This is a genomic window from Natronospirillum sp., from assembly GCF_022565775.1.
Taxonomy (GTDB): domain Bacteria; phylum Pseudomonadota; class Gammaproteobacteria; order Pseudomonadales; family Natronospirillaceae; genus Natronospirillum.
On sequence record NZ_JAIUMC010000009.1, the window covers coordinates 12,708 to 38,226 of the forward strand.

Here is a 25,519-nt window from a genome sequence, read left to right on the forward strand (position 1 = left end):
GCAAAAGCCGGAGCCCGCTATTGGCTGCAGTAATGATGGGCAGCAGGCGCGTGCCCTGCAGCAAGTGACTGCGCTGCAGTAAGGCTCCGAGTAGGCCGGCGGTGATTACCGTTCCCGGCGTGACAACCTGGCGTCTGATACGAGTGCTGAGACTCCCCAGAGTTTCGCCGATGCTGCTATGTCGTTGGTTGATTCTGCGCTCTACTGCATCAATCTGCGCCCGCAAAGCCCGAGGGCGGTTGGCAGAACTGCCTCCAAATATCATTCAGCACCTCGCTTTACTTCTTCGGGGGTATCCACTGGTTTGATCGCGCGCTGTGTGGCGGGCCATCCAAGAGATTGACTCATGCGTCTGATCCATAACCAGCACATTACGGCAAGCAACAGATTGGCCACAGCAACAAACAGCAACGCCAGAGCCGGATCAAGGCCGTTGCCGATCAGACCCATTGCTGCCGATCCGGCCAGAGCCAGCCAGGCACTGACGAGCACGAGGGCGGTCAGGCTGGACACAACGACCATTCGGAGCAGGGTGTAGACCGAGAGACGTGTTTCCAGCGCGGCCAGCTCGAGGTGGTCATGCGCCAACGAACGAAACTCATTGAGCAATCCACTCATGCCCTTGTTCAGTAACCCGGAAGTGGATGGGGCCTCGGCCCCAGCCATGGTTCCAGGAGACTCATCCTGGGTACTCATCGGTCGGGACGGTTATCCGGACGCGAAGCCAGCAGGCGGCTCAATACATAGCCCGTGGTTACTGCAAGGCCCAGGGTGACGAGCGGGTGCTCGCGCATATAGCTGGTGCTGGCGGTGATCATCTCGTCGCCCTTGACGCCTGCTCTTTCCAGTGCATCAACAGCATAGTCCGCCAATTCGTCCGCGCCCTCTACTGCGCGATGGGCACCGGCCGCAGCCTTGTCGACTGTGGGGTGAACAGCCTCGGAAGCCGAATCAATGCCTGAGTGAGCGGTTTTGGCAAGACGATCCTTGGTTCTTAGCGTCGCGTCACCGGCTGCTGGACTGGAACCGTTTGTGGGGGTTTGGTCTTCACTGGTCATGGTTGATTCCTGGCTGATCAACAGCCTGATATGCGGGTCTAAAGGTCCGTGATGGTATGGCCTAAATCAGACCATCATCGGAATGAAACAAGAGAATGGCAGACTGTTTCGAGCGGGTTGGTGCGGTGGGCCGCATAACCGAGGGAATATTTTCTGCTTGATCAGATCAGCAGATACGGTAAGTTGTCCGTGACAGAAACAGGAGGTTTTTTGTCTGGAAATACCGGCAACGCCGCCGTCACTTGAAGCAGGGAGAATCTGATGTCGCAATACCATCTGGCCCAATTGAATATTTCCCGTTTGCTGGCCCCCATCGACTCTCCCCCATTGGCCGACTTTGTCGCCAACCTCGAGCGCATCAATGCGCTTGCCGAGCGGTCTCCAGGGTTTGTCTGGCGCTTGCAGACAGACGCTGGTGATGCCACCGACATTGACTACTTTGGCAATGATCATATTGTGAATTTGTCGGTATGGACCTCGGTAGACGCACTGCACGATTATGTGTACCGCAGTGCCCACGTGGAGATTCTGCGACGCAAGAAGGAATGGTTTTCCACCATGCGCGAGAGCCACATGGCGCTCTGGTGGGTGAAGGCAGGCCATTTGCCGACGATTGAAGAGGCTGGAGAAAGGTTATCGTTGCTGCGCGAGGCAGGCCCGACGGCGCAGGCGTTTACTTTCAAGACGCCATTTCCTGCCCCGGGAGTGCGGGCTGAAACGACAGAGCAAGCAGGGTCAAAATAGCTGCTCAGGGTTGTCTCGACGCCCAAATAGCCAGTTTGTGCTGAATGGATTTTTGCGATACCTGGTCTTCAGGCAATGGCTGAATCAGACCGTCTCTCACCAGCAGCCGATAGATGAACAGATAGCGCTCGGCCGCTGAATCAGTGGGCTCGAATTCCGCTGCTCCGCGCTCTTCGGCATAAACCATGCCCAGAGCCAGTGCCTTTTTGGTCATTTCCTTTTCGTTCTCGATCTTCTTCATCGCGCGGGCTCCGGGTGCTGACGCCATGGTTGCAAGTTCAGCAGGATCCCGGGCGGGATGCAAGATAAAGAAGCTGGTTCACCCCAAGACCACCTTCGGCCAAGTTGGCTCGCACTCAGGCAAGCATGCGTTTGGGGCAGTCGTCAATAGATCCAGCTCAGGGCATACAGCCAGACGCTGAGAAACAGCAGGCAGATCAGCAGGTAGGGGCCGTTCCAATGGTAAGCCAGATAGCGTGGCGTTACCCCCGACAGGCGGGCAGTCACGGCAACGGAGATGGTGAAAGGCGAGGAGTTGACCGTCAGGCACCAGGCCGACATCAGCCCGAGAGCCAGCAGTTCCTGTGTCAGTCCAAACAGTTCAACGGGTTGCAGAGCTGCGGCCAGCAGCGTCACCGAGACAATGGGATTGAAACCGATCTGGCCCAGCAGAATCGTCAGCACCATGGCGGCAATCAGCAGCGGTAGCCCCTGCAGGTGCAGTAAAGTCAGCAACCAGACGACCTGATCAACATTGATCATGGCTGTGGCAACGGAGCCCAGAAATCCCGCTGCCGCCAACAGGCCGACTTCACCACTCAAGGGTACTACCTGACCGGGCACGGTCTTGCGCAGGCGTCGCATGGTCAGTCGCGGTGCTGATACCCAGCCAGCCCTACGGCCTTGCCATACAAACCAGCCCAGACTGAACGGGGGAGCCAGGATCAGCACCGACAGTGGCAAGGAGAGATCAGTGCTCGACTCGACAACCAGTGCCGCCCCGACCAGAGACATGATCAGGATAACCAGATGTACGGCTGACTTCCACGCATCGGCAGGGGGTTTCCGGCGCGGACCGGGTGGGTGAATGTGGCGATGTCGGACAAAGTCCTCCAGCCAGCCGATCAGGATAAGGAGAACGGCCGTGACTATGCCGATGGGCAGAATGGCCTGCCAGCGCAGGTCGGGAATCATGGTGAGCAGCACTATCAAAGTGACTGAAAAAGGCGACGCCAGAGGCAGTGCAGCGAAACCCCGCAACATAGCCTGGCTCATCCGTTTTTGCCGCAGACGCTGTATTGTTTCCTGCCCCCAGGCACCGGCCAGCGTATTTCCACGCACTACCATCAGGCCCAGCAGGTGCAGTACACCGAAGTTGAGGATGGTACCGAACAGGGCAGTTGCATAGCTCAGCATGCCATAACGCCTGAGAGGGGGCTGGATGACGGCCCATTCTCCGCATTGCCGGATCATAGGGGATTGCTGGGCAGCCAGGCGGAGAAAAGTCAGTGCTATCAGGAAGGTTGCAAAATACCCGGCCCGGTCAAAAGCTTCCCAGAGGACAGCCTGCCAGTCATCCAGCCAGGGCAGGGAGAGGGCGCTGGCGACAGCCAGGCCGATCAGGATGCGGGGCGAGTTGGAGATGGCGTGCCAGCGCAGGAGCAGGAATACCAGGATAGCCGGGCTCGCCAACCAGAGCCCCAGGGTTACATCAGCCAACTGGTACAGCAATGTGCCGAAGAAGATGAGCGCCAGTACCACCAGTGGCAGGGTTCTGCTCTTCATGACACGGTTATTGAAACTGGTGAAGCCCACTTTTGCACCGGGTCGGCTTACCACATCAGGTCGTCGGGAATCGGGAAGTCCTTGTAAGGGTCGTCCTCGTCCACTTCATTGGCTTTGGGGTCTGCGAGGGAGATCAGGGCTTCCGGGAAGCGCTCAGCCACCTTTTCCGCAATGGCTTTCGGCACGACTACGTACTGGTCACCGTCGGCACAAATCGCCAGGCGGCCCTTGGCCAGTTGATCCTGAATCTCGCTGGTCACATAGAGCCGTTTGATCTTGTTGATCCGCGGATCGGTAAAGTTGAAACGTACTTCACCGTCGACCGGCTGGCGATTATGCTGCAGCATCTGTGCAGCCTGAGCCTGCATGGCGCGAGCATCCTCGGCAGCACGGCGTTCCTGGTTCAACTGGCGATCGCGCTCGGCCTTTTCCTGCTTCTGTTTTTGCAGGCGGGCCCGGGTATCGTCCTCTGCCGCCTGACCCTTGAACTGCTGCTTTTTCTGCTTTCGCTTTTCTTGCTGAATCTGCTTGGCTTTCTTGTCATCTACCAACCCGGCGCTTTTCAGTTGATCTGCCAGTGACTTGGCCATGCCCGCAATGTCCTCTATTGAGTTTATGTGATGAAGTGTACGCAACGGAGGCCGGTTGTCTCAAGCACTCTGAAACCGAATAGACCTGAAGCAGAGGATTGCCGAGCCTCGTGTTGACAGGGTTAGCCCGTCTCTCACCCAGTCTGGTGATTGCCAACAGGGATTGCAGGCGCCATAGTGGAAAGATCGAAAAAGCGAGAATAGGTAAGGGATGCGCCGAGTTCTTATAGTAGAAGATCATCTTGAAACCAGAGACTGGCTGCGCACTATAGTCGAGGAAGCATTTGACGAGCCTGTCGTGCATGAAGCCGGCACTCTGGAGCAGACTTACCTGCTGTTGTCAGAGCATACGCCATCACTGGCCCTGATTGATCTCAGTCTGCCTGACGGCAACGGACTGGATATAGTGGTGCATCTGCAAAGCCAATGTCCGGAAACCTTGCTGGTCGTGACCACGATATTTGACGATGACCGCCACCTGTTCAATGCATTGCGCGCCGGCGCCAGTGGTTACTTGCTAAAAGATCAGCCCAAGAGTGCCATGGTAGAGAGTCTCAGCGGTATTCTGTCAGGGCGACCCCCTCTGAGTCCTGCCATTGCGCGGCGGATATTGCGCCATTTCCAGCAGGAAAGAGTGCCCGTACAGACACCACTCTCCGAGCGAGAGGAAGAGGTTCTGCTGCTGTTGGTCAAGGGATTCGGACGCAGTGAAATAGCTGAGCTGCTGCAGGTATCAGTCAATACCGCAGCCAGCCACATCAAGTCCATCTATCGCAAACTGAATGTCTCCGGCCGGGCAGAGGCCACCATGCAGGCAGTCAAACTCGGCTTGGTGTCCAGCGAGCACCATGAGTCGTGATCCGTCGTCTGCTGCCTGAACGATCTATGCCGGTCGCAGCGCCGATCCCGATTATGGTTGCTGGATTGGTATTCTCCCTGCTCATTTTGGGCGGTGCGGTATTCAGTGCACTGAGCCAACCCTGGATGGGCGTGACGTTCGGGTTTGATCAGCAGCGCAACATGCCGGTCATAGAGTCAACTCATCGCGCACTGCGCGAGGTGCTGCCGCGTAATACGGCAGTGGCCGGTTTGAGCGACCCTGCTACAGGTGCGGAGAAAACCCTGTATGGGTTTCAGCCCTTGCTTGAACCGCCCAGTCTGCCGACTTTTACAGACTACAACCGTTATCTTCATCAGGAAGGAGATGTTGCTGAGTTTCTGCGGGGAGGGGCCGTCACACTGATTCTGGCGGAAGGTGGCCGGGTGACGCTGCCGTTGACACATAATCGACCTGCCTATGCTTTGCCATTGGATTTCTGGCTGTTCAATGTCTTCGGAATGATTGCCTGGAACTTAAGCCTGGCTGTCGTTGCAGTAAGGCCCTCCGCTATGGCCGCACGACTTTTGGTCGTCTCTGGTGCCGGTTTCATGATGGCGACTGTTTTCAACAGCCTCTATCTCGCACGCGAACTCGCTTTGCCCATGGAGACGCTGCGCCTGTTCTCTCAATTGAATCAGATTGGGCTGACTGTGTTTCTTTTCTCTCTCTTGGCCCTGATGTTGCATTACCCGAGGTGCCTGGCCAAGCGAGGATCCATTGCAGTCATGATTGCACTGGCAACAGCCTACCAACTGAATGCATCGCAACAATGGATGGAGTGGCCACTTCATACGCACTACCTGCCAATCTTCATACTTTACCTCGTCGGCGTGCTGATCGCCGCCGCTCAGTGGCGGCTGTCGCGTGATGAACCGCTGGACAGGGCGGTACTCAAGTGGATTCTGTTGTCCATTCTTATCGGTATGGGTCTGGGGCTGGCGATTTATTTTATCCCCATAGCGCTGGCCGGTGAGGCACTTATGCCGCAATGGGTCATGGTCGGGATTGCCAGCCTTCTCTATGTCGGCTTTGCGTTCGGCATTGTCCGGTACCGATTGTTTGATGTGCAGATCTGGTGGCTCAGGATATGGGGATGGTTTCTGGGTGGTCTTGGTGTGGTTGCGGTTGACCTTGTACTGGTGGCCTGGTTGAACCTGCAGCCTGTGATGGCATTGGGTGTGGCGGTGGTATCAGTAGGGTGGCTCTATTTTCCGCTTCGGCAGTGGGGCCTGCGCCGTTTTGGCAGTGGGTTGGCTGTTGATCAACGACGGCTGGTGGAGCAGGTTGAGGCCGCAACCCGCGCGCTGCCCAGTCGCGATGTCAACGAACATTGGCAGCATATGCTGACCGAGCAATTCTCACCGGCAGGCATCGAGCAACTCGGGCACGCGGTTGATGATATACGAATTCAAGGCAATGGCGCGGAACTTGAGGTGCCCGTGCTGCATGGGCAGGGCGCGTTGGTTTTGACGTATCCTGAACGTGGCCGGCGACTGTTCTCGGCCCATGACGTGGGATACGCGAGGAGTCTCTGGCAGATTACCCGACGCATACTGACAGTGCACGATGCAGAGATTGAAGCCGTCAGGACGGAGCGCAGTCGTATTGTCAGGGATTTGCATGATGACGTTGGGGGCCACCTGTTGACGCTGCTTCGCCAGGCACCTTCCGAACGATACGAGCAGTTGGCACGCAATGCCTTGCAAGGGTTGCGCGAGGCCATGCAGGCCATGGATCCGGAGGCCGACGTTGTACTGTCTGATTGCCTTGAAGAGTGGAAGCTGATGCTTGAGCAGCGCCTCGAGAGCACAGGTATCGAGTTGATCTGGGAGCAGTCTGTCGACTGCCAGAACAGGCTTCTGACCACCCGGCAAGCCATCAACATCCAGCGTATTCTCGCAGAAGGCATATCCAACGCCCAGAAGCATGCCAGCCCTGGCTATCTCAAGGTCCAGATGATCCTCAACAACAGCACACTGGTACTGAGCATCCGCAACGATGGTGTGACTCATCATCAGGGGCAACAGAAGATATTGCGCGGCCGCGGCCTGAACAACATGACCACTCGGGCCAGGGAATTGGGCGGTGCTCTGGATTTCGAAGTGCAAGCCGGCACAGCCTGTTTGAAAGCTACCTTGTCCCTGGATTCCGAGTAGAACAGGACACGTGGCATTGGCGCCCGGACATGCGGTATAACAGAGCGGACAAGCCCAAGGACCCTCGTCAATATGAGCTCTGAAAAGCCTTTTTCTCAGGCCTGCGAGAACAACAAGCGACCCATTCTGAAGGTGTTGCAGCAGGTGTTGCCCCAACCCGGTAATCACGACTCTTTGATTCTCGAAATAGGCGCCGGAACCGGTCAGCATGCAGCCTGGTTTGCGTCCAATATGCGATGGCTGCAGTGGCAGCCGACGGATCAGGCGCATTACCTGCCGGGCTGTCGTCTGTGGGTTGAAGAGGCCCTATCCGCCGGCGTGGAGAACCTGCTGGAACCCAAAGTGCTGGATGTGCTGTCAACCAACTGGTCGGCGTGGCAGGCTGAGGCCGCTTTTTCTGCCAACACCGCCCACATCATGCATTGGCCTGCCGTCGAGGCCATGTTTCGGGGGCTGGCAAAATGTCTGGTGCCTGGTGGCGCCTTCTGTCTCTATGGTCCGTTTCGCTATCATGGCGAACATACCAGTGACAGCAATCACCGGTTTGATCAGCATCTGCGCCAGCAGGACCCGGGTATGGGCATTCGAGACATGGACGAACTCCTGCCACTTGCGGAAAGGAGCGGGTTTGAACTGGAGGCTTATCATGCCATGCCGGCCAACAACCGAACGCTGGTCTGGCGGCTGAATTCGTAAATTGCAGAGAAGGACTTTGACATGAAAACCATTGGCCTGCTGGGCGGCATGAGCTGGGAATCAACCCAGATCTATTATCGACTGCTGAATGAATCCGTCAAAGCCCGACTTGGCGGGTTGCACTCCGCGAAGTTGGTACTCTACAGCGTTGATTTTGGTGAAATTGAGCGGCTGCAGCATCAGGGTGACTGGGCCGGAACGGCGGACATACTGGTCAGGGCGGCGCAATCCCTCGAGGCTGCCGGTGCCGATTTTCTGCTGATCGGTACCAACACCATGCACAAGGTGGCGCCGGAGATCGCCGAGGGGATTGGTATACCACTGCTGCATCTGGCAGATGCCACGGCGATGGCGCTCAAGAGCGATGGCATCAGCCGTGTCGGCCTGCTTGGAACCCGCTTTACCATGGAGCAGGCCTTCTATCGAGAACGGCTGGAGCAGGTCGGGATTGAAGTGTTGATCCCGGATGACACGCAGCGAGAAACAATACACCGCATCATCTACCAGGAACTGTGTCAGGGTCGCGTTGAACCAGCCTCCCGGCAGCAGTACCTGGACATTGTCGATGCCCTGGCTGCCCGGGGTGCTCAAGGCGTGATTCTGGGTTGCACCGAAATCGGCATGTTGATCGCACAGGCTGACACATCGATACCTCTGTATGACACGACGGAGATTCACTGCCTGCAAGCGATAGAACACGCGCTCCAGTCATAGGCCTGATTTAATTATTCCGCAGAGCGGCTCAGGGTATTTGCAGGCCTTGTCGGCGCAGACACTCGCAAAGTGCAATCAGCGGCAGGCCGATCAGGCTGGTCGGATCGGCGCCCTGATGCCGGGCGAACAGAGCGCTGCCCAGGCCCTCAGACTTGAAGCTGCCGGCACAGTCCAGTGGCTGTTCCTTCCTTATATAGGCCCTGATTTCTTCGTCCGTCAGGTCACGAAACTGGATTTCGTAACGATCCACCAGGTTTTCCGCATCGCCGGTTCGTGTGTTCAGCACGCACAGGCCGGTATAAAACAGCACTATCCTGCCGCTGGCCGCTCTGAGCTGCTCGAACGCCCGTTCTTCCGTCCCAGGCTTGCCGACCGGGGTCAGGTCATCCAATGTCGACACCTGGTCACTGCCGATGATCAGGCTGTCCGGATAATCCGCCTGCAGACTTTGCGCCTTCAGTGCCGCCAGCCGACCGGCCAGCTCTTCCGGTGACTCTCCGCCAAGCGGTGTTTCGTCGGCATCGGGGCGAGCCGTGATGAAATCCAGATGCAGGCGCTCCAGAAGCGCCTTGCGATAGGGTGAGGTTGAAGCCAGGACAAGTTGCATAAAAACACCAATTCGTTTTGACAGGGGCAGGACGCGCGCATATCATACCGCGCCTATGACGAACCCGCAGCTCCCCGAGTTTATTGCACCCTACCGGTTGGCGGATCGTGAGGGTGTTCTTGAAGGGGCTGTTCGGCCTCATCTGCTGCCGCGTGTCAGTGCTGCCGTGTTGGGCCTGGACGCTGTTCAGGTAGAGGCACGCTTCTATCGCAGTGATGAAGGGGACCGCCTGGTTGAAGGCAAGGTGAGTGCGCAGGTTCAGATGACCTGCGAGCGTTGCCTTGGCCCCATGACGCAGGCCATGGAGACCCGGTTTGTGCTGATGATGGTCACAGAGGAAGCGCAGCTTACTTCTGTACCGAAGAAGTATGAGCCCTGGCTGGTGGCGCCGGGTGAGGATATACCCCTCGCCGAACTGCTGGAAGACACCATGCTTCTGGCCTTGCCGCCATTTCCGATGCACCCGGAAGGGGAGTGTCGGATAAAAACGTCTTTCGGTGATGCCGAGACGGCAGAAACTGCCGCCTCGGAGTCGCCAGAGAAACCCAATCCGTTCAGTGTGCTGGCCAACTTGAAAAATGGCCGGAAAAAACAGGAGTAACACCCATGGCTGTTCAGCAGAACAAAAAGACGCGTGCCCGCCGCGGCAATCGTCGGTCTCATGACGCGCTTGGCACTGCCACGCTGTCTGAAGATTCCGTAACTGGTGAAAAGCACCTTCGTCACCACGTCAGCCCCGATGGTTTCTATCGCGGCCGTAAAGTGGTCGACAAGGGCGACGAGTAATCCAGGTCAGGGCCATTAACCCTTGATCCGGTTGGCGGTGGATATTCACGGTGGTGACCAGGGTCCCGCCGTGATTATCCCCGCGGTACTTGCTTTCCTCGAGCGTCATTCAGACGTTCATGTGACTCTGTTCGGCGATACCGCCGAGAACAAGGCCTGGCAGGCCATCGAGTCGCATGCCGATACTCCGAGGCTGCAATGGCAGCATGGTCGGCATTACCCCGCTTCTGCACTTTCCCTGCGCCAACTGCTGGCTGAACCGGCCTCGGATGATGCCTTGCATCGACTGCTGCGCGAGCATCAGCAGGGGCGCTCTGATGCCGTGGTTTCAGCGGCGGATACCCGAACCCTGCTGTTACGCTGCCGTCAGGTGCTTGGCCTGCAGCCGGGCATTCGTCGGCCGGCACTGGGCGCCTGGTTGCCGGCGCTGACCGGTCAGGTTTTGGTGCTGGATGCCGGTGCCTCGGTTGCCCCGCGGCCGGATGATCTGATCCGTTTGGCGCAGATTGGGCACGAGTATCTGCAGGCGCGGCAGTATCGCCAGAAGCCACGCGTGGGTCTGCTCAATATCGGCACTGAAGACAGCAAGGCCCGACAGCGCCTGGGTGCGGTTGCCAGGGCACTGGCAGTGGACGACCGTCTGGACTATCGTGGGTACGTCGAGCCGGCGCATCTGTTTGCGCATCAGGTTGACCTGGTGGTGACGGACGGCTTCAGTGGCAATATCATGCTGAAATCCATGGAAGCCAGCGTTGATTTTGCCCGGCAGCGCCTGACCGAGGTGCTGACCGAACACTGGCATGGTCGACTGCTGGGCTTGCTGATGAGCGCCCTGTATCGACGTCGCTTGCGGGCGCTGAGCCCGGAAGCCCATAACGGAGCACCCTTGCTGGGTGTTCGTGGCTGGGTGGTGAAGAGCCACGGCAGTGCGGGCATAGAGGCTTTTGGCCAGGCCCTTGAGCAGGCTCGACAACAGGTACGAAGCGGTGTGCCGGAACAACTATTAAAACCAGGCAGCAGTGGGTGACCGAACAGAGGGCAGACCTTCATTCCGGCATTGTTTTCGGCGCGTTGAAAGTCTTTTGCTGCCGCAAACTTGGCAACCGGTGCCCCGGCTACCATAATGGCGCCCATTGAACGAATCCGTAACCAAGAGAACGCAAGCATCATGTCAGACAGCAAGCGCGCTTTTCTATTCCCCGGACAGGGCTCACAGTCAGTGGGCATGCTGGCCGAGAGCATTGCCAATGAAGCACTGGTGGCCGCCACATTCAACGAGGCTTCCGAAGCACTGGGCTATGATCTGCTGGATCTGGTCAGCAATGGCCCCGAAGACCGACTGAATGCCACCGAGCGCACACAGCCGGCGATCCTGACGGCCAGCGTGGCCTTGTGGCGCCTCTGGACAGACCGGCAGGGTGCCACGCCGGACTACCTGGCCGGACACAGCCTGGGCGAATACAGTGCGCTGGTGGCCGCCGGTGTCCTCGAGTTCGCTGATGCAGTGCGGCTGGTGGAAAAGCGCGGGCAATTCATGCAGTCTGCCGTACCGGCCGGTGAGGGCGCCATGGCGGCCATCATCGGTCTGAGCGACGAACAGGTTCTCGAAGCCTGCTCCGCCGCAGGCAGTGATGTCTGCGAAGCCGTCAATTTCAATGCGCCGGGACAGGTGGTTATCGCGGGCAGCAAGGCCGGTGTGGACAAGGGTATGGCCGCCGCGAAGGAATTGGGGGCCAAGCGCGCTTTGCCGCTGGCCGTCAGTGCACCGAGCCATTGTGTACTGATGAAACCGGCCGCAGAAAGTCTGGCCGCCGAACTGGCCAGTATTGATCTGCATACAGCGCAGATTCCGATTGTGCAGAATGTTGACGCCCGGGCCTATACTCAGGTGGATATTCTGCGCACCAATCTGGTCGAGCAACTCTATCGGCCGGTACAGTGGGTCAAGACCGTACAGAACCTGGCGGCGGACGGCGTCGATACCGCGTATGAATGTGGCCCCGGCAAGGTGCTGGCAGGCCTGGTGAAGCGTATTGATCGTGAAATGAGCGTTACTCCGCTTGAGCAGCCGGCCTCGTTTGCCGAGGCGCTGTCGGCCGAATAAACGAATGAACAAAAGGAAAGCAGCACATGACTGAGACGAAAAAGGTAGCCCTGGTCACGGGCGCCAGCCGGGGAATCGGCAAGGCCATTGCGCTTCAGCTGGCCGAAAGGGGTTTTGTGGTCGCCGGTACCGCAACGTCTGACGGAGGCGCCGAGCGCATTTCCGCCTATCTGCAGGATGCGGGCGTTTCCGGCAAGGGTTACAACATGAATGTGACCGATGGCGACAGCATCAGTGCTGCCCTGGGTCAGATCAAGGCTGATCTCGGTGATCCGTTGGTGATCGTGAACAATGCCGGGATTACCAAGGACAATCTCTTTCTGCGCATGAAAGAGGAAGAATGGGATGCCGTGATCAATACCAACCTGAGTTCCGCTTTTCGGGTGGTCAAAGCCTGCATCAAGGGCATGACCAAGGCGCGCTGGGGCCGCATTATCAATGTGAGCTCGGTTATCGGCTCCATGGGCAATGCGGGCCAAGTGAACTATGGTGCCTCCAAGGCGGGACTGGAAGGCTTTACACGGTCATTGGCCAGAGAGGTTGCATCACGCAACATTACCGTCAATGCTGTGGCACCCGGGTTCATCCAGACGGACATGACAGATGAGCTGTCGGAAGAACATCGGGACAAGATTCTGGGTCAGGTGCCACTGGGGCGTCTGGGGCAGGCGGAAGAAGTCGCCAAAGCCATTGCATTTCTGGCCAGCGATGATGCCTCATACGTGACTGGGGAGACCCTGCACGTCAATGGCGGCATGTACATGTGAATGAGCTGAACAGTCGTGAAATTTCCGCAAGTGTTTTTTGACTTGCGGGGATGTCGCGGCTTTTAATACACTAGCGCCTGTTTAGGTGCTTAAAAATTGTTAGGGAGCATTATAATGAGTACTGTTGAAGAGCGCGTAAAGAAGATCGTCTGCGAGCAACTGGGCGCCAAAGAGGAAGATGTTACACCTCAGGCTTCCTTCGTTGACGACCTGGGCGCTGACTCACTGGACACTGTTGAGCTGGTAATGGCTCTGGAAGAGGAATTCGAAACCGAGATTCCTGATGAAGAAGCCGAGAAGCTCACCTCTGTTCAGGACGCCATTGATTACATCAATGCTCACCTGCAGTGATCTGTTGATCCGTTAAATGGGTTTCTGAAAGCCGTATTGTGAAACCACAGTACGGCTTTTCTTTTTTCTGGCGAAGACTTGAGTGAGGGGACGATACAGTTATGTCTCGACGTCGTGTGGTAGTTACCGGGCTGGGGATGCTGTCTCCGCTGGGTGGCAATGTGAAGGATACATGGGATGGCATTCTGGCGGGCAAGAGTGGCATCACACCGATAGACCACTTTGATGCCAGTACATTCAGTACACGCTTCTGCGGCCGGGTATCCGGCTTTGAAGCCAGTGACTATATCGACCGGAAAGATTCCAAGAAGATGGACATGTTCATCCAGTACGGCATCGCCGCGGCGGTGCAGGCCATGGAAGATTCCGGTTTGCAGGTCACTGAAGAAAACGCTGGTCGTATAGGCTGTTCCATTGGTTCAGGCATCGGTGGGTTGGAAACCATCGAGAAGAACCACACGGTGCTGGAGAAATCAGGTCCGCGACGGATATCGCCCTTTTTCATTCCCGCCGCCATCATCAACATGATCGCGGGCAACTTTTCCATTCGCTACGGATTGAAAGGCCCCAATATCGCCATTACCACGGCCTGTACAACCGGCAGCCACTCGATTGGCTATGCTGCGCGTACCATCGCTTATGGTGATGCGGATGCCATGGTAGCCGGTGGTGCGGAATATGCGTCCACACCGCTGGGCATCGGCGGATTCTCGGCGGCCCGTGCCCTGTCAGCGCGCAATGACGACCCGCAAGGCGCCAGTCGGCCCTGGGACAGGGACCGCGACGGGTTTGTTCTGGCCGATGGGGCGGGGGTTGTGGTTCTGGAAGAGTATGAGCAGGCGAAAGCCCGTGGTGCCCATATTTATGCAGAACTTACCGGGTTCGGCATGAGTGGCGATGCCTATCACATGACGTCGCCGCCCGAAAACGGCGCCGGTGCTGCGGCCTCCATGCTGAATGCCATTCAGGACGCGAAGCTGAATGCCACCGATATTGACTATATCAATGCGCATGGTACGTCTACGCCCAATGGGGACAAGGCAGAAAGTCAGGCGGCCAAGTCTCTCTACGGGGCTGACTACAAGCAGATTCGCATGAGTTCGACCAAGTCGATGATTGGTCACCTGCTGGGTGCCGCCGGGGCCGTGGAAGCCATTTTCGCCATTCTGGCCATTCGTGATCAGGTAGCACCGCCTACCATTAACCTGGAAAATCCCGACGAAGGCTGTGATCTCGACTATATCCGGGGCAGCGCCCGTGATATGCCGATTCAGCATGCCATGACCAATTCCTTTGGCTTTGGCGGTACCAACGGTACTCTGGTGTTCAGTAAACTGAATGACTGAACATCGGGCCAGCCTTCGCCTGATTGATGGACACCCGGAACAGCCCGGTATCATCAGCCGGGCGGAGTTGCTGGGTCAGGGGTTGTTTGAAACACTGCGCTGGAATGGCGAGCGCTTCCCACTGCTGTCTTTCCATGAGGCCCGACTTAAACGCGGTGCTGATTGGCTGGGCTATGACTCGGGGCAGGTTATCAGCAGCTTTCGCTCCGAGTTGGCAGTGCGCATTGAAGCCGACTTGCCGAAACAGCCGGCCAGCGTGCGCTTCCAGTGGTCACACCAGCAGCTTGAGCGGGGTTATGCGTCCCACCCGGGAATTCCGGTCACGCTGTGGCAGTGGTCCACGACAGTGCCGGAGCCGGTAAGAACACTGAAAAGGTTGGCGCTCGCCGAGCAGCCGATTGTTGAAAACCCCGGGCCGGCGGTCAAACACACCAGTCGGGTTGACCAGGTCGTGGCTGCAGACCGGGATGGAGCCGCCCAGATCCGCTGCGATCGGGATGGCTATCTGCGTGAAGGGCTGAGCGGCAATCTCGTGTTCTGGCGCCATGGTCAGCTCTGTGCGCCGTCGCTGGAACGGCACGGCGTGCAGGGAACACTGCTGAACTGGTTGCTGGACTTCGCCCGAGTGCAAGGGTGGCCGGTCATTCAGGGTGATTTACCTCCGGCAGCACTGCAACGCGCCGATGCAGCCCTGGTTCTCAATGCCCTTGGGGCACAGGTGGTTAACGAATTCGCCGGAAGCCGCTACAATCTGGCGCTGCCACAACTGACGACAACACTTCAAGCCATCAGGCAATTACTTTCATGAAATGGATCAAGGGCTTTATCGCCGGTATTTTTCTGCTGCTGGTTATTTCTCTGGCAATCGCCGGTGGCTGGCTGTATTCGCTGTATGAAACACCCACGCAGAATGCGCAGGAGCAGATCCTCGAGATCCCACGCGGCACCTCTTTTCGTGCCGCGACGCGGATGCTGGCCAATGAGGGTATCTACCCGCATGCCGACTTTCTCTACTACTGGGCGAGACTGACCGAACAGACCAGTATCAGGGCCGGCGAATATGCCATTCCGGCTGATTTGCCTCTGCCCGATCTGCTGGCTTTGCTGGCCAGTGGCAGAACGGTGCAGCACCGGATTACCTTTATCGAAGGCTGGCATTTCCGCCAGTGGCGCGAGGCGCTGGCCGGCGTGGATAACATTGACCACCAGTTGCCGGACTTGAGCGATGAAGAAGTGGCCACGCTGCTGGAACTCTCCGAAGAACATCCCGAGGGCTGGCTCTATCCCGATACCTACAGTTATGGTCGTGGTGACAGTGACATCAGCATCCTGCGCCAGGCTCGCGACCGCATGGCGCGCATACTGGAAGAAGAGTGGGAACAGCGCAGCGACAATGCCGCAGTGAATTCGCCCTATGAAGCCTTGATCCTCGCTTCCATTATCGAGCGGGAAACGGGCGCACCCTGGGAGCGTCATGATATTTCCGGTGTCTTTACCCGACGCATAAACCGGAGCATGCGTCTGCAGACCGACCCGACGGTGATCTATGGTATGGGCGAAGATTATGACGGGCGCATCCGGCGCAGCGACCTTGACACCTGGACGCCCTGGAACACCTACCGTATAGACGGAATGCCGCCAACGCCCATTGCCATGCCCGGACGTGACTCGATCAATGCGGCCCTGCATCCGGCAGACGGCTCGACACTGTATTTTGTGGCACGCGGTGACGGCACTCATCACTTCTCCGACACCCTGGTGGAGCACAATGCCGCCGTGCGGCGCTACCAGTTGCAACGCCGTGAAGACTATCGCAGTTCTCCTCCAGCCACTCTGCCGGAGGGGGGAAGCTGATGGGGCAGCAGCGCGGCCGCTTCATTACTCTGGAAGGCCTGGAGGGTGTGGGCAAAACCACCAATCTGGGCTTTGTCAGGGACTGGCTTCAGGGTCAGGGTATCCCGTACCTGCTGACCCGGGAGCCAGGCGGCACACCGTTGGCGGAAGAACTGCGCGACGTGTTGCTGGCACCGCGAGAAGAAGGGGTAGACCCCTGGTGTGAATTGATGCTGATTTTCGCGGCCCGGGCGCAGCATTTGAATACCCTGATCGCACCCGCTCTGGAAGCGGGTACCTGGGTGCTGTGTGACCGCTTTACCGATGCCACCTATGCCTATCAGGGCGCCGGGCGTGGCCTGCCGCTGGAGAGTATTGCGACGCTCGAGAAACTGGTGCAGGGCGACCTGCGTCCGGACTGCACCTTTCTGCTGGATGCCCCGCCCGAAGTCGGCCTGACCCGCGCCCGGGCGCGGGGTGGCCTGGACCGGTTCGAACAGGAAAAAGTCGACTTCTTCCATCGGGCCAGGGAGATCTATCTCGATCGAGCTGCCGCAGCACCAGGGCGTTACCAGGTGGTGGATGCCTCAAAGCCTCTGCAGGATGTGCAGGTGGATATCGCGAGTCGTCTGGAGTTGCTGCGCGCATGATTGGGCTGCCCTGGTTGGAAGACGCCGGCGCGCAGTTGCGCCAGCAGTATCGGCAGCAACGGTTGCCGCACGGTCTGCTGCTGAGCGGGGGCGCCGGCCTGGGTGTCGACCGATTTGTACAATGGTTGGAAGCCGTGCTGCTCTGTCAACACGCTGAGCAGGCGCCCTGTGGCACCTGTCATAGTTGCGAGCTGCGTCTGGCCGGTAATCATGCAGACAGCCTGACGCTGTCGCCGGAAGGCAAGGGCCAGCAGATCAAGGTAGACATGGTGCGCGAACTGGTCGGTTTCAGCCAGGGTCGGCCCCAGCACAGCCACAACAAGGTGGTAGTACTGAAGTCTGCCGACCGGCTGAACATGGCGGCGGCCAACGCCCTGCTCAAGGTACTTGAAGAGCCCCCCGCCGGGACCTATCTTGTTCTGCAGACCGAGGAACCGGCTCAGTTGTTACCGACCATTCGCAGTCGCTTGCAATGGTTCCGCTGCCCGGTGCCGGCAGCACAGGAAGGGCTGGCCTGGTTGCAGGGGCAGGGGCTGACAGCGGAGCAAGCCGAGCTTGCACTGGCACTGTCAGACCAGCAACCCTGCCGCGCGCTGGAGATGGCGGATGACAGTTATCTTGAGCTGCGTGAGACTTGTCTCAACCAATTGCTGGGTCAACTCGAGAAACCGCGTCGTGACCTGCAGGGCCCGGAAACGCTGTCTCGTCAGGAACCTAAGGTCGTACTGGACATCTGGCGGCCCTGGCTGGCAGATCTGGCCACCCTGGTGCAGACGGGCGACACGGGTCGGGTGCGCAACCGGGACCAGGTGGCGCAACTGCAGGCACTGGTTGCCCGATATCCGCAGCCCGCTCTCTGGATGCAAATCCATGATGACGCCGAGGCCTTGCGTGAGCAGGTAGCCTCCGGCAACAATCTGAACTGGCAATTGCTGTTGGAGCAGTTCTGGCTTAGCATTCCGAAAATAATGAAGCGCGCGCAACAGGAGTAAGGCATGGGCCCGGGTAGTGGTATTCTGCAACTGACCATGAAAGACAAGGCCGTTCTCTATGCAGCCTATATGCCCTGGGTATCCGGTGGGGGTCTGTTCATTGCCACCAACAAGAAGTTCAAGCTGGGCGATGAAGTGTTTCTGTTGCTCAACCTGATGGATGAGCCGGAAAAGATACCGATCACCGGCAAGGTAATCTGGATAACACCACGTGGCGCCCAGGGCAATCGAGCCTCCGGTATAGGCGTACAATTCGGCGCCAAGAGTGAACTGGCCAAGGACAGAATTGAAACCCAACTGGCCGGTGCCATGAATTCTGATCGTCCGACTCATACACTTTAGAGCGCACGGCCATGCGCACTGCGGTCTACCACAACCCGGATCTCCCGGCACCCGAAATGACGCTGCTGAACGCGGCGCTCAATCTGATGATACGGTCTACTCCCGAGTCGGTCACCGCCACCCAGGTCTTCAAATCAGCGGGCGTCAGCAAGGCAACCTTCTATCAGTATTTTTCCGGGCGCGAGGATGTCTGGAGCGGATTGTTGCTGGAGGAAGAGCGCTGGCGACTCGATGGGCTGGACAAGCTGTCGAATCTGGCCGATGAAGACGCCTGGTATCACTTCTTTCGCAGCCTTTTCCAATATCCTGACAAACTGGCCGCTCTGCAGCAGATGGAAACGCGGCTGCGCGCCTCACCGCCGGATCTGCGCCGCTACCATCACTGGCAGGCCCTGCGTTCGACGGTGCTCGATCGCATGGTCACGGTTACCCATCGGGTGGCAGGCTGCCCGCCTGCAGAAAGTCGGCAGGTCGTCGCCGGCATCTGGTGTTACTGGGAGGGCTGGCTGCGCCTGTATCGGGATCCGGAGTTCTCCGGTTTGTCCGGTGGGCGACGGCAGTTTGCCAAATGGCTGGCCCGGGACTGTGCACGGAGGATGACGGGACATGCTCAATCTTGATGCTCTGGGTCGTGAGCCGGCCCCTGATGCGCCCTTTCGCAGAGCGCCCACACATTTGTGGCAGCCGGGCATTGTCGGCACCGTCGATATCCGGATTGACCGGGAAGGGCAGTGGTGGCATGAAGGCGACCCGATTCGCCGGGCAGGTCTGGTGCGGCTGCTGGCCAGCGTGCTGATCTGTGAAGACGACACCTACTGGCTGAAAACACCGGCAGAAAAGATGCAAATCGAAGTAGAAGACGCGCCGTTCGTGGTGACCGATGCACAGACCCGCGAAGACGGGGTAGAGGTACTCACCAATGTCGGGGAGCGCGCGGTATTGCAGACGCCTTGGACCCTTAGAACTGACGTCAGCGGCGCCAGCCGGCCCTGGGTGCCACTTGAACAGGATCTGGGTGCCCGTCTGACCAGAAACCTCTACTACCATCTGGTCAACGAAGCGGCGTACGCTGGAGAAAGCACCCCTGAAGGGGTGCTCGTCTGGCGCGCCGCCGGTCAGGCCTGGCCTTTGGGAGAGCTGTAGACGCCGCCGCCCCTGGGCCACCCCTACATGTTCGGGTAGTTGGGGCCGCCGCCGCCTTCTGGTGCTACCCAGTTGATATTCTGGCTGGGGTCCTTGATGTCACAGGTTTTACAGTGCACACAGTTCTGCGCATTGATCTGGAATCGCTTCTCGCCGCCTTCTTCCACCACTTCATAGACCCCGGCCGGGCAATATCGCTGCGCCGGTTCAAGGTATTCATCCCAGTGCTTGCCGGTCGGCAGGCTCGGATCCTTCAGTTGCAGATGGACCGGCTGGTCTTCTTCATGATTGGTGTTGGACAGGAACACCGACGACAGCCGATCAAAACTCAAGGTATTGTCCGGTTTCGGGTAAGTGATGGCAGGTTGTTGCGCGGCCGATTTCAGGCTCTCGTGATCAGCCACCGGGTCACGCCAGGTCCAGGGCAGGCGGCCGCCGAAGATATTGAGATCAATAAAGGCGTAGGCCGCCCCGATAATATTACCGAAGCGGTGCATGGCCGGGCCGAAGTTGCGCTGTTGATACAGTTCTCTCCAGGCCCAAGAGTCACGGAAAGCCTCATCATAGGGCAGCACTGCCCCAGCATCCATCTGGCCTTTTGAGGCCTTCTCCCAGATCACCTCTGCCGCCACCATGCCGGATTTCATGGCCGTGTGGCTGCCCTTGATCTTGGCAAAGTTGAGCGTACCGGCATCACAGCCGATCAGCAGACCGCCCGGGAAGTTCATTCTGGGCAGCGACTGGATGCCCCCTTTGGCAATCGCACGCGCCCCGTAGGATACCCGCTTGCCGTCTTTCAGGATGGCGGTAATGGCGGGATGGTGTTTCATGCGCTGAAACTCTTCAAACGGCGACAGATGCGGGTTTTCATAGTTCAGGTCGGTGATAAGCCCCAGCACTACCTGCCCGTTCTGCAGGTGGTAGAGGAAGGCGCCGCCATTGGCACCGTGCTCACGCAGCGGCCAGCCGGTGGCATGCACCACCTTGCCAGGCTGTTGCTGGGCTTCCGGGATGTCCCAGAGCTCCTTGATGCCAAGCCCGTAGTGTTGCGGGTCACACCCGTCATCCAACTTGAATTCGCGAATCAGTTGCTTGCCGATATGGCCGCGTGCGCCCTCGGCAAACAGGGTAATCGGTGCCCGGAGCTCCATGCCCGGCATATAGCTGTCCTTGGCCTTCCCGTCGGCGCCAAGCCCCATGTCACCGGTCAGCACACCCACCACCTTGCCGTCTTCCAGCAAGGGCGCCTGAGCGGCAAAGCCGGGAAATACTTCCACGCCCAGCGCTTCAGCCTGCTCGGCCAGCCAGCGGCATACATTGCCCAGGGACACAATATAGTTCCCGTCGTTGTGCATTGTTTTGGGGGCGAGAAAGTTGGGCACCTTGATGGCTGACTGCGCATTGCGCAGCAGCATAATATCGTCGCCAGCAACGGGGGTGTCCAGAGGCGCGCCCTTGTCTTTCCAGTCGGGAATCAGTTCGTTCAGGGCAGTCGGCTCGAACACGGCACCAGAGAGAATATGCGCGCCGACTTCCGATCCCTTTTCCAGGATGCAGACATTGAGCTCCTGCTCCTTTTCTGCGGCCAACTGCTTCAGTCGGATGGCGGCACTCAGACCAGATGGGCCGGCACCGACAATAACCACATCGAATTCCATGGATTCGCGTTCTATTGCTTCTTCCTGGGTCTCGTTTGACATAACCTCTGAACCCCTAATGCGTCGAGAATGTGCGCTACTATAACCTGCGTCCTCAATAATTCAAACGAGTGTTTGAATTTGCGCAGCGAAAGTCTCATGATACGGGCACCCGAATGTCATGACTTTGCCATAAACGTCATTTCATCGAATCATTGCACCGCATAAACTATGCGCAGTATTGAATAAACAGAGAGCCTGCTTATGAAAGTTCTGGTCGCTGTAAAGCGCGTCATCGACTACAACGTCAAGGTCCGGGTCAAGCCCGATGAAACTGACGTTGATCTGGCCAATGTGAAAATGGCCATGAATCCATTTTGCGAGATTGCGGTTGAAGAAGCCGTGCGCCTGAAAGAGCAGGGCATCGCCTCGGAAGTCGTGGTGGTTTCCATTGGGCCCGCCAAGTCGGAAGAGCAACTCCGACAGGCCCTGGCTCTGGGTGCGGACCGGGGTATTCTGGTCACTACCGGAGATGACGAGAAGCTGACATCGCTGCAGGTGGCCAAGACCCTGCAGGCCGTCGTCAGTGAAGAAAAGCCCGAGCTGATCATCCTCGGCAAGCAGTCCATCGACAGTGACAACAACCAGACCGGGCAGATGCTCGCTGCACTGACGGGTCTGCCGCAAGGCACCTTTGCCTCAAAGGTAGCTATTGCCGATGGCAAGGTCTCGGTCACCCGCGAAGTAGATGGCGGCCTGGAAACCATTCGCCTCAGCCTGCCGGCCGTGGTGACCTCGGACCTGCGACTGAACGAGCCGCGGTTTGCCAAGCTGCCGGACATAATGAAGGCCAAGCGCAAGCCGCTGGACAAGAAGTCTCTGGAGGACCTGGGCATTACCCTGAAAACCGGCGTGACCACGTTGAAAGTCACACCGCCACCAGAGCGCAAGGGTGGTGGCAAGGTGGCCAGTGTCGATGAACTGGTCGAGAAACTGAAATCCGAAGCGAAGGTGATCTGATCATGAGTATTCTGTTGATTGCGGACCATCACCAGGGCGAACTGTCCGAAGGCACTGCACATGCGGTGACCGCGGCCCAGGCGATGGGTGGTGACATTCATGTTCTGGTTGCCGGAGAGAATGTATCCGAAGTGGCACAGTCAGCCGCCAAGCTGGCAGGCGTTACTCAGGTCCGTGTCGCCGACAATGCTGCCTATGCACACGCGCTGGCTGAACCACTGGCTGATCTCGTGGTTCAACTCGCTGGCGACTATGAACACATCATTAGTCTGGCCAGCACGACCGGCAAGAACTTCATGCCGCGCGTTGCTGCGCTGCTGGATGTGGAGCAGGTCTCCGACATTATTGAAGTGCACGGTGCCGATGAATTTTCCCGGCCTATCTACGCCGGCAATGCCATTGCCCGTGTCAGAGTTGACGAGGCGAAAAAGGTCATCACCGTCCGTGGCACTGCGTTTGATGCCGCAGGCGAGCAGGGTGCCTGTGACGTTGTTCCCGTCGATGTGGTCTCTGACCAGACCCTGTCCGAGTTTGTGGGCGAAGAACTGGCGCAGTCGGACCGGCCGGAACTGACCTCTGCCAAGGTAGTGATTTCCGGTGGTCGCGGTATGGGCAATGGTGACAACTTCAAGTTGCTGGACGGTATTGCCGACAAGCTGAATGCGGCTATTGGTGCGTCCAGAGCAGCGGTTGATGCGGGCTTTGTCCCCAATGACATGCAGGTTGGGCAGACCGGTAAAGTGGTCGCGCCGGAGCTGTATATTGCCGTGGGCATTTCCGGTCAGATCCAGCACCTTGCCGGGATGAAAGACAGCAAGTTCATCGTGGCCATCAACAAGGACGAAGAAGCGCCGATTTTCCAAGTGGCGGATTATGGCCTGGTAGGTGATCTTTTTGATGTTCTGCCTGAACTTGAGAAGGCCCTTTAAAAGCTTTTTGTCCTTACAGCGAGAGGCGTCAGCCAGACCCGGGCCTTTTCAATGCCCCCGCCGGGCGGCTGGCGCCTTCTTGTAGTGTCCCGAATTAACCACTCGGGACACTACAATGGTTCATCCTGACCCCGCCCTGCGGTATGCTACGCCCTTCCCATGGAATCCACCCAAGGACTTGAAATCGCATGCAATGGGGCCGCTTGCCGGACAACAGCATCCAGAAGAAGCGCAGCATCCTGCGCCATGTGGACAACACCATCTCCCGGCAGGGCAGAATCAGTGTCTTCGGACACTTCTTGGTGTTCCTCTATGTGGAATGGCTGGTGGGCTTCGATGCCCTGACGCCGGTACAGAGTTATGGTATTGGTCTTACGCTGCTGCTGGTTGCTGTCTGGCGTCTGTTGTATCTGCTTCAGTTTGAGCATTTCTATGGTCGGGGGCCGGCGCGTTGGCGCAACAGCTATGGTCTGGTCACGCTCCTGGGCGCCGGCCTGTGGTCTGCTTATCTGACACTGACCATCGTGCTGCCGGGCTATGAAGGCACCATGACCTTTGTCTGGATCTACACCGCAGCCGTTTGCGCCACCCATATCTATATTTTCGCCCCCTATCCGAAAATGGCTGACTGGTATATCCGGATCATGCTGATACCACCGGGTATTGCCGGCATTCTGCAATTCGAATTGCAATACACCACGCTGGGCCTTGCCGTGCTGCTGTTTTATGCCTTTATGCGCAGTACCGGTCTGCGTGTCAGTCGTCAGTTCTGGGAATCTCAGGAAAACCGCCAACGGCTGGAATACGAATTGGGCAAGGCCAGCGCCTCCGAGCATCAGGCCTCACTGCGCGCCGATGACAGCGAGCGCTTCATGGCTAACCTGACCACCATGATCAAGACGCCGCTCAACGGTGTACTGGGCATGCTGAGTCTTTTATCGACGGCTAAATTGCGCCAGGAAGAGAGCAAACTGGTCGAGGTGGCATCGCAAAGCGCGCATTCACTGGCAGAGCTGGTGGATGATTTCGACACCTACTTGCGGGTTCGCGGACATTTCCTGAGTGAAGAAAAAAAAGTCTTCAATGTGGCTCGCCACCTGGAGTCGGTCATGGAGACGCTCGGTCCTGTTGCGCATGGCCGTGAGGTGGAACTCAGCTATACCCTGAAGCCGGATGTGCCGGAGCGGGTGGTCGGCAGTCCGCGGCAGGTCACCACACTGTTCAAGCAGTTGACGACCTTTGCCGTAAGCTTGTCCAGCGGGCCCGAAGTCAGTATTAAAGTCCAGGACGCCAGTGAAGGCGACGGGATCGATATCTCCGTGCGTTTTCAGGCGGATATTGAAGAGCAGGCGCTCGAAGACATGCACACACTGCTGCGCAGCGAGCGCGGCTTCGAGTCTCTCGGCCATATCGATGTTACCATGCTGAGCTTGGTGATCACTTCAAGCTTGGTGCGCCAGCATGGGGGCACGCTAAGGCTGAATATACTGGACACAGAACCGCCCTACAGATATCAGGTCAATATTAATCTGCCGCTGGAGTCCTCGACTCAGAGTGGTCGCGTTTTTCAGGCCAGTCGTCACTTCCACGGCAAAACGGCATTGCTTACCGGGTTTCCCGAATACGGTGGGCTCGCTGTCGCTGCGGAACTTGAAAGCTGGGGCATGGCGGTTGAACAGCGAGCGCTTGATGAGTCGGCGATACCAGACACCTCGTCAAACGCAATTCCGGATTACTGGCTGGTCAATGTACCTGTAGTGCTGGGTGGCTCTCAGCTTGAAGTGTTGCAGGGTATCTCCGGTGTGTGTCAGAAGAACGAGAGCCTGCGCCCCATGCTGATGGTCACGGCCGCCCAGCAGACGCTGTTGTCTGAATGGTTTGACTCCGAGCAGATGCTGAGCAAGCCCATTCCGCGTCGCACCCTGCACCGCTGGTTGCTGCGCAAACCCATTGATCGGCAGGAAGAAGAGAATGTCGATGAGCTGAGCAAGCGTCTGGCGGGTCTGCGCGTGCTGGTCGTCGAGGAAAATCAGGTCAACGCCATGGTGGCGCGCAAGATCCTGCAGCGGCTGGGTGTCGAGGTTGTGGTGGTGGACTCGGGCAAGGCTGCCCGAGAGCGTTACCGGAAAGACAGCTTTGACATGATCTGGGTCGACCAGGAGTTGTCCGATATGTCAGGTCATGAAGCGGTCGCCCTGTTGCGTAACGATGAGCGCGACGAGGGCGGTGATGCCGTGGTTATCCTGGGTATCACCACTTCCAGATCTCCGGCTCTTGAGCGCAACTGCATGGCTGCCGGAATGGACGATATACTGGAGAAACCACTCAACCTGGCCCAGGTGGCCGAGACTTTGCAACGCCATCTGGTGTAATCTGGATGGCATCATGA

At 58.1% G+C, this 25,519-nt stretch carries 29 protein-coding genes; 22 read left to right on the forward strand and 7 right to left on the reverse strand.

The window, feature by feature from the left end; all coding sequences use genetic code 11:
* Nucleotides 1–261 precede the first annotated feature (261 nt).
* Together LAT62_RS03650 and LAT62_RS03655 are read right to left on the reverse strand one after the other, a co-directional pair.
* Nucleotides 262–666, reverse strand: a complete 405-nt coding sequence (locus tag LAT62_RS03650) for a phage holin family protein (protein WP_293379124.1) — start codon at nucleotides 664–666, stop codon at nucleotides 262–264.
* Between the two features lie 26 nt (nucleotides 667–692).
* Complete coding sequence (locus LAT62_RS03655; RefSeq protein WP_293379127.1) at nucleotides 693–1,058, reverse strand: hypothetical protein; 366 nt, start codon at nucleotides 1,056–1,058, stop codon at nucleotides 693–695.
* Nucleotides 1,059–1,319: 261 nt separating this feature from the next.
* Here LAT62_RS03655 and LAT62_RS03660 point away from each other — a divergent pair, with 261 nt between their 5' ends.
* Complete coding sequence (locus LAT62_RS03660) at nucleotides 1,320–1,802, forward strand: DUF3291 domain-containing protein (RefSeq protein ID WP_293379130.1); 483 nt, start codon at nucleotides 1,320–1,322, stop codon at nucleotides 1,800–1,802.
* Between the two features lie 4 nt (nucleotides 1,803–1,806).
* On the opposite strand, the gene LAT62_RS03665 is transcribed toward LAT62_RS03660, so the two are convergent.
* The 3 genes from LAT62_RS03665 to LAT62_RS03675 form a co-directional block, all read right to left on the reverse strand.
* Nucleotides 1,807–2,043 (reverse strand): DUF5062 family protein, encoded by a 237-nt coding sequence (locus LAT62_RS03665; RefSeq protein ID WP_293379133.1) that lies wholly within the window; start codon nucleotides 2,041–2,043, stop codon nucleotides 1,807–1,809.
* Nucleotides 2,044–2,186: 143 nt separating this feature from the next.
* Nucleotides 2,187–3,587, reverse strand: coding sequence for a hypothetical protein (locus LAT62_RS03670; protein ID WP_293379135.1), 1,401 nt, complete (start codon nucleotides 3,585–3,587; stop codon nucleotides 2,187–2,189).
* Nucleotides 3,588–3,634: 47 nt separating this feature from the next.
* A complete protein-coding gene (locus tag LAT62_RS03675) occupies nucleotides 3,635–4,177 on the reverse strand; it encodes a DUF2058 domain-containing protein (RefSeq protein ID WP_293379138.1) in 543 nt (180 codons plus the stop codon).
* 211 nt (nucleotides 4,178–4,388) lie between these two features.
* Here LAT62_RS03675 and LAT62_RS03680 point away from each other — a divergent pair, with 211 nt between their 5' ends.
* From LAT62_RS03680 to LAT62_RS03695, 4 genes are all read left to right on the forward strand, one after another.
* Nucleotides 4,389–5,036 carry a response regulator transcription factor gene (locus tag LAT62_RS03680; RefSeq protein WP_293379141.1) on the forward strand — a complete coding sequence of 216 codons (648 nt, stop codon included), beginning with the start codon at nucleotides 4,389–4,391 and terminating at the stop codon, nucleotides 5,034–5,036.
* A gap of 53 nt (nucleotides 5,037–5,089) precedes the next feature.
* On the forward strand, nucleotides 5,090–7,213 hold the full coding sequence (locus LAT62_RS03685; RefSeq protein ID WP_293379144.1) for a hypothetical protein: 2,124 nt from the start codon (nucleotides 5,090–5,092) through the stop codon (nucleotides 7,211–7,213).
* 72 nt (nucleotides 7,214–7,285) lie between these two features.
* Nucleotides 7,286–7,909, forward strand: coding sequence for a DUF938 domain-containing protein (locus tag LAT62_RS03690; RefSeq protein ID WP_293379147.1), 624 nt, complete (start codon nucleotides 7,286–7,288; stop codon nucleotides 7,907–7,909).
* Between the two features lie 21 nt (nucleotides 7,910–7,930).
* Complete coding sequence (locus LAT62_RS03695) at nucleotides 7,931–8,623, forward strand: aspartate/glutamate racemase family protein (protein WP_293379150.1); 693 nt, start codon at nucleotides 7,931–7,933, stop codon at nucleotides 8,621–8,623.
* A 28-nt stretch (nucleotides 8,624–8,651) separates the two neighbouring features.
* Here LAT62_RS03695 and LAT62_RS03700 read toward each other — a convergent pair whose 3' ends face one another.
* A complete protein-coding gene (locus LAT62_RS03700) occupies nucleotides 8,652–9,230 on the reverse strand; it encodes a Maf family nucleotide pyrophosphatase (protein WP_293379153.1) in 579 nt (192 codons plus the stop codon).
* 55 nt (nucleotides 9,231–9,285) lie between these two features.
* Here LAT62_RS03700 and LAT62_RS03705 point away from each other — a divergent pair, with 55 nt between their 5' ends.
* The 14 genes from LAT62_RS03705 (at nucleotide 9,286) to LAT62_RS03770 (ending at nucleotide 19,544) form a co-directional block, all read left to right on the forward strand.
* The gene (locus LAT62_RS03705) at nucleotides 9,286–9,831 is read left to right on the forward strand and encodes a YceD family protein (RefSeq protein WP_293379156.1); all 546 of its coding nucleotides are present in this window, start codon (nucleotides 9,286–9,288) and stop codon (nucleotides 9,829–9,831) included.
* Nucleotides 9,832–9,836: 5 nt separating this feature from the next.
* Nucleotides 9,837–10,016 (forward strand): 50S ribosomal protein L32, encoded by a 180-nt coding sequence (gene rpmF / locus LAT62_RS03710; RefSeq protein WP_135481435.1) that lies wholly within the window; start codon nucleotides 9,837–9,839, stop codon nucleotides 10,014–10,016.
* 22 nt (nucleotides 10,017–10,038) lie between these two features.
* A complete protein-coding gene (locus LAT62_RS03715; protein WP_293379165.1) occupies nucleotides 10,039–11,043 on the forward strand; it encodes a hypothetical protein in 1,005 nt (334 codons plus the stop codon).
* Between the two features lie 141 nt (nucleotides 11,044–11,184).
* Nucleotides 11,185–12,120 carry an ACP S-malonyltransferase gene (fabD, locus tag LAT62_RS03720; protein ID WP_293379168.1) on the forward strand — a complete coding sequence of 312 codons (936 nt, stop codon included), beginning with the start codon at nucleotides 11,185–11,187 and terminating at the stop codon, nucleotides 12,118–12,120.
* Between the two features lie 26 nt (nucleotides 12,121–12,146).
* Nucleotides 12,147–12,887, forward strand: coding sequence for a 3-oxoacyl-ACP reductase FabG (gene fabG, locus LAT62_RS03725; RefSeq protein ID WP_293379171.1), 741 nt, complete (start codon nucleotides 12,147–12,149; stop codon nucleotides 12,885–12,887).
* Between the two features lie 114 nt (nucleotides 12,888–13,001).
* Entirely contained in the window at nucleotides 13,002–13,238 is a 237-nt protein-coding gene (gene acpP / locus LAT62_RS03730; RefSeq protein ID WP_135481442.1) for an acyl carrier protein, read from the forward strand.
* 101 nt (nucleotides 13,239–13,339) lie between these two features.
* Entirely contained in the window at nucleotides 13,340–14,584 is a 1,245-nt protein-coding gene (gene fabF / locus LAT62_RS03735) for a beta-ketoacyl-ACP synthase II (RefSeq protein WP_293379177.1), read from the forward strand.
* On the forward strand, nucleotides 14,577–15,392 hold the full coding sequence (locus tag LAT62_RS03740) for an aminotransferase class IV (protein WP_293379180.1): 816 nt from the start codon (nucleotides 14,577–14,579) through the stop codon (nucleotides 15,390–15,392). Before fabF ends, LAT62_RS03740 begins: the two co-directional genes overlap by 8 nt.
* A complete protein-coding gene (gene mltG / locus LAT62_RS03745; protein ID WP_293379183.1) occupies nucleotides 15,389–16,438 on the forward strand; it encodes an endolytic transglycosylase MltG in 1,050 nt (349 codons plus the stop codon). Before LAT62_RS03740 ends, mltG begins: the two co-directional genes overlap by 4 nt.
* Complete coding sequence (tmk, locus tag LAT62_RS03750; RefSeq protein ID WP_293379186.1) at nucleotides 16,438–17,067, forward strand: dTMP kinase; 630 nt, start codon at nucleotides 16,438–16,440, stop codon at nucleotides 17,065–17,067. The genes mltG and tmk overlap by 1 nt, the downstream gene beginning before the upstream one ends.
* Nucleotides 17,064–18,059 carry a DNA polymerase III subunit delta' gene (gene holB, locus LAT62_RS03755; RefSeq protein WP_293379189.1) on the forward strand — a complete coding sequence of 332 codons (996 nt, stop codon included), beginning with the start codon at nucleotides 17,064–17,066 and terminating at the stop codon, nucleotides 18,057–18,059. Before tmk ends, holB begins: the two co-directional genes overlap by 4 nt.
* A 3-nt stretch (nucleotides 18,060–18,062) precedes the next feature.
* Complete coding sequence (locus LAT62_RS03760; protein ID WP_293379192.1) at nucleotides 18,063–18,401, forward strand: PilZ domain-containing protein; 339 nt, start codon at nucleotides 18,063–18,065, stop codon at nucleotides 18,399–18,401.
* Nucleotides 18,402–18,412: 11 nt separating this feature from the next.
* Nucleotides 18,413–19,021 (forward strand): TetR/AcrR family transcriptional regulator, encoded by a 609-nt coding sequence (locus LAT62_RS03765; RefSeq protein WP_293379195.1) that lies wholly within the window; start codon nucleotides 18,413–18,415, stop codon nucleotides 19,019–19,021.
* Complete coding sequence (locus tag LAT62_RS03770; protein ID WP_293379198.1) at nucleotides 19,008–19,544, forward strand: DUF1285 domain-containing protein; 537 nt, start codon at nucleotides 19,008–19,010, stop codon at nucleotides 19,542–19,544. The genes LAT62_RS03765 and LAT62_RS03770 overlap by 14 nt, the downstream gene beginning before the upstream one ends.
* A gap of 23 nt (nucleotides 19,545–19,567) precedes the next feature.
* On the opposite strand, the gene LAT62_RS03775 is transcribed toward LAT62_RS03770, so the two are convergent.
* On the reverse strand, nucleotides 19,568–21,244 hold the full coding sequence (locus tag LAT62_RS03775; protein WP_293379201.1) for an electron transfer flavoprotein-ubiquinone oxidoreductase: 1,677 nt from the start codon (nucleotides 21,242–21,244) through the stop codon (nucleotides 19,568–19,570).
* A 201-nt stretch (nucleotides 21,245–21,445) separates the two neighbouring features.
* On the opposite strand from LAT62_RS03775, the gene LAT62_RS03780 reads away from it, so the two are divergent.
* From LAT62_RS03780 to LAT62_RS03790, 3 genes are all read left to right on the forward strand, one after another.
* A complete protein-coding gene (locus LAT62_RS03780; RefSeq protein ID WP_293379204.1) occupies nucleotides 21,446–22,201 on the forward strand; it encodes an electron transfer flavoprotein subunit beta/FixA family protein in 756 nt (251 codons plus the stop codon).
* 2 nt (nucleotides 22,202–22,203) lie between these two features.
* Nucleotides 22,204–23,130, forward strand: coding sequence for an FAD-binding protein (locus tag LAT62_RS03785; RefSeq protein ID WP_293379207.1), 927 nt, complete (start codon nucleotides 22,204–22,206; stop codon nucleotides 23,128–23,130).
* Nucleotides 23,131–23,318: 188 nt separating this feature from the next.
* A complete protein-coding gene (locus LAT62_RS03790; RefSeq protein WP_293379209.1) occupies nucleotides 23,319–25,502 on the forward strand; it encodes a hybrid sensor histidine kinase/response regulator in 2,184 nt (727 codons plus the stop codon).
* The last annotated feature ends 17 nt before the right edge of the window (nucleotides 25,503–25,519 follow it).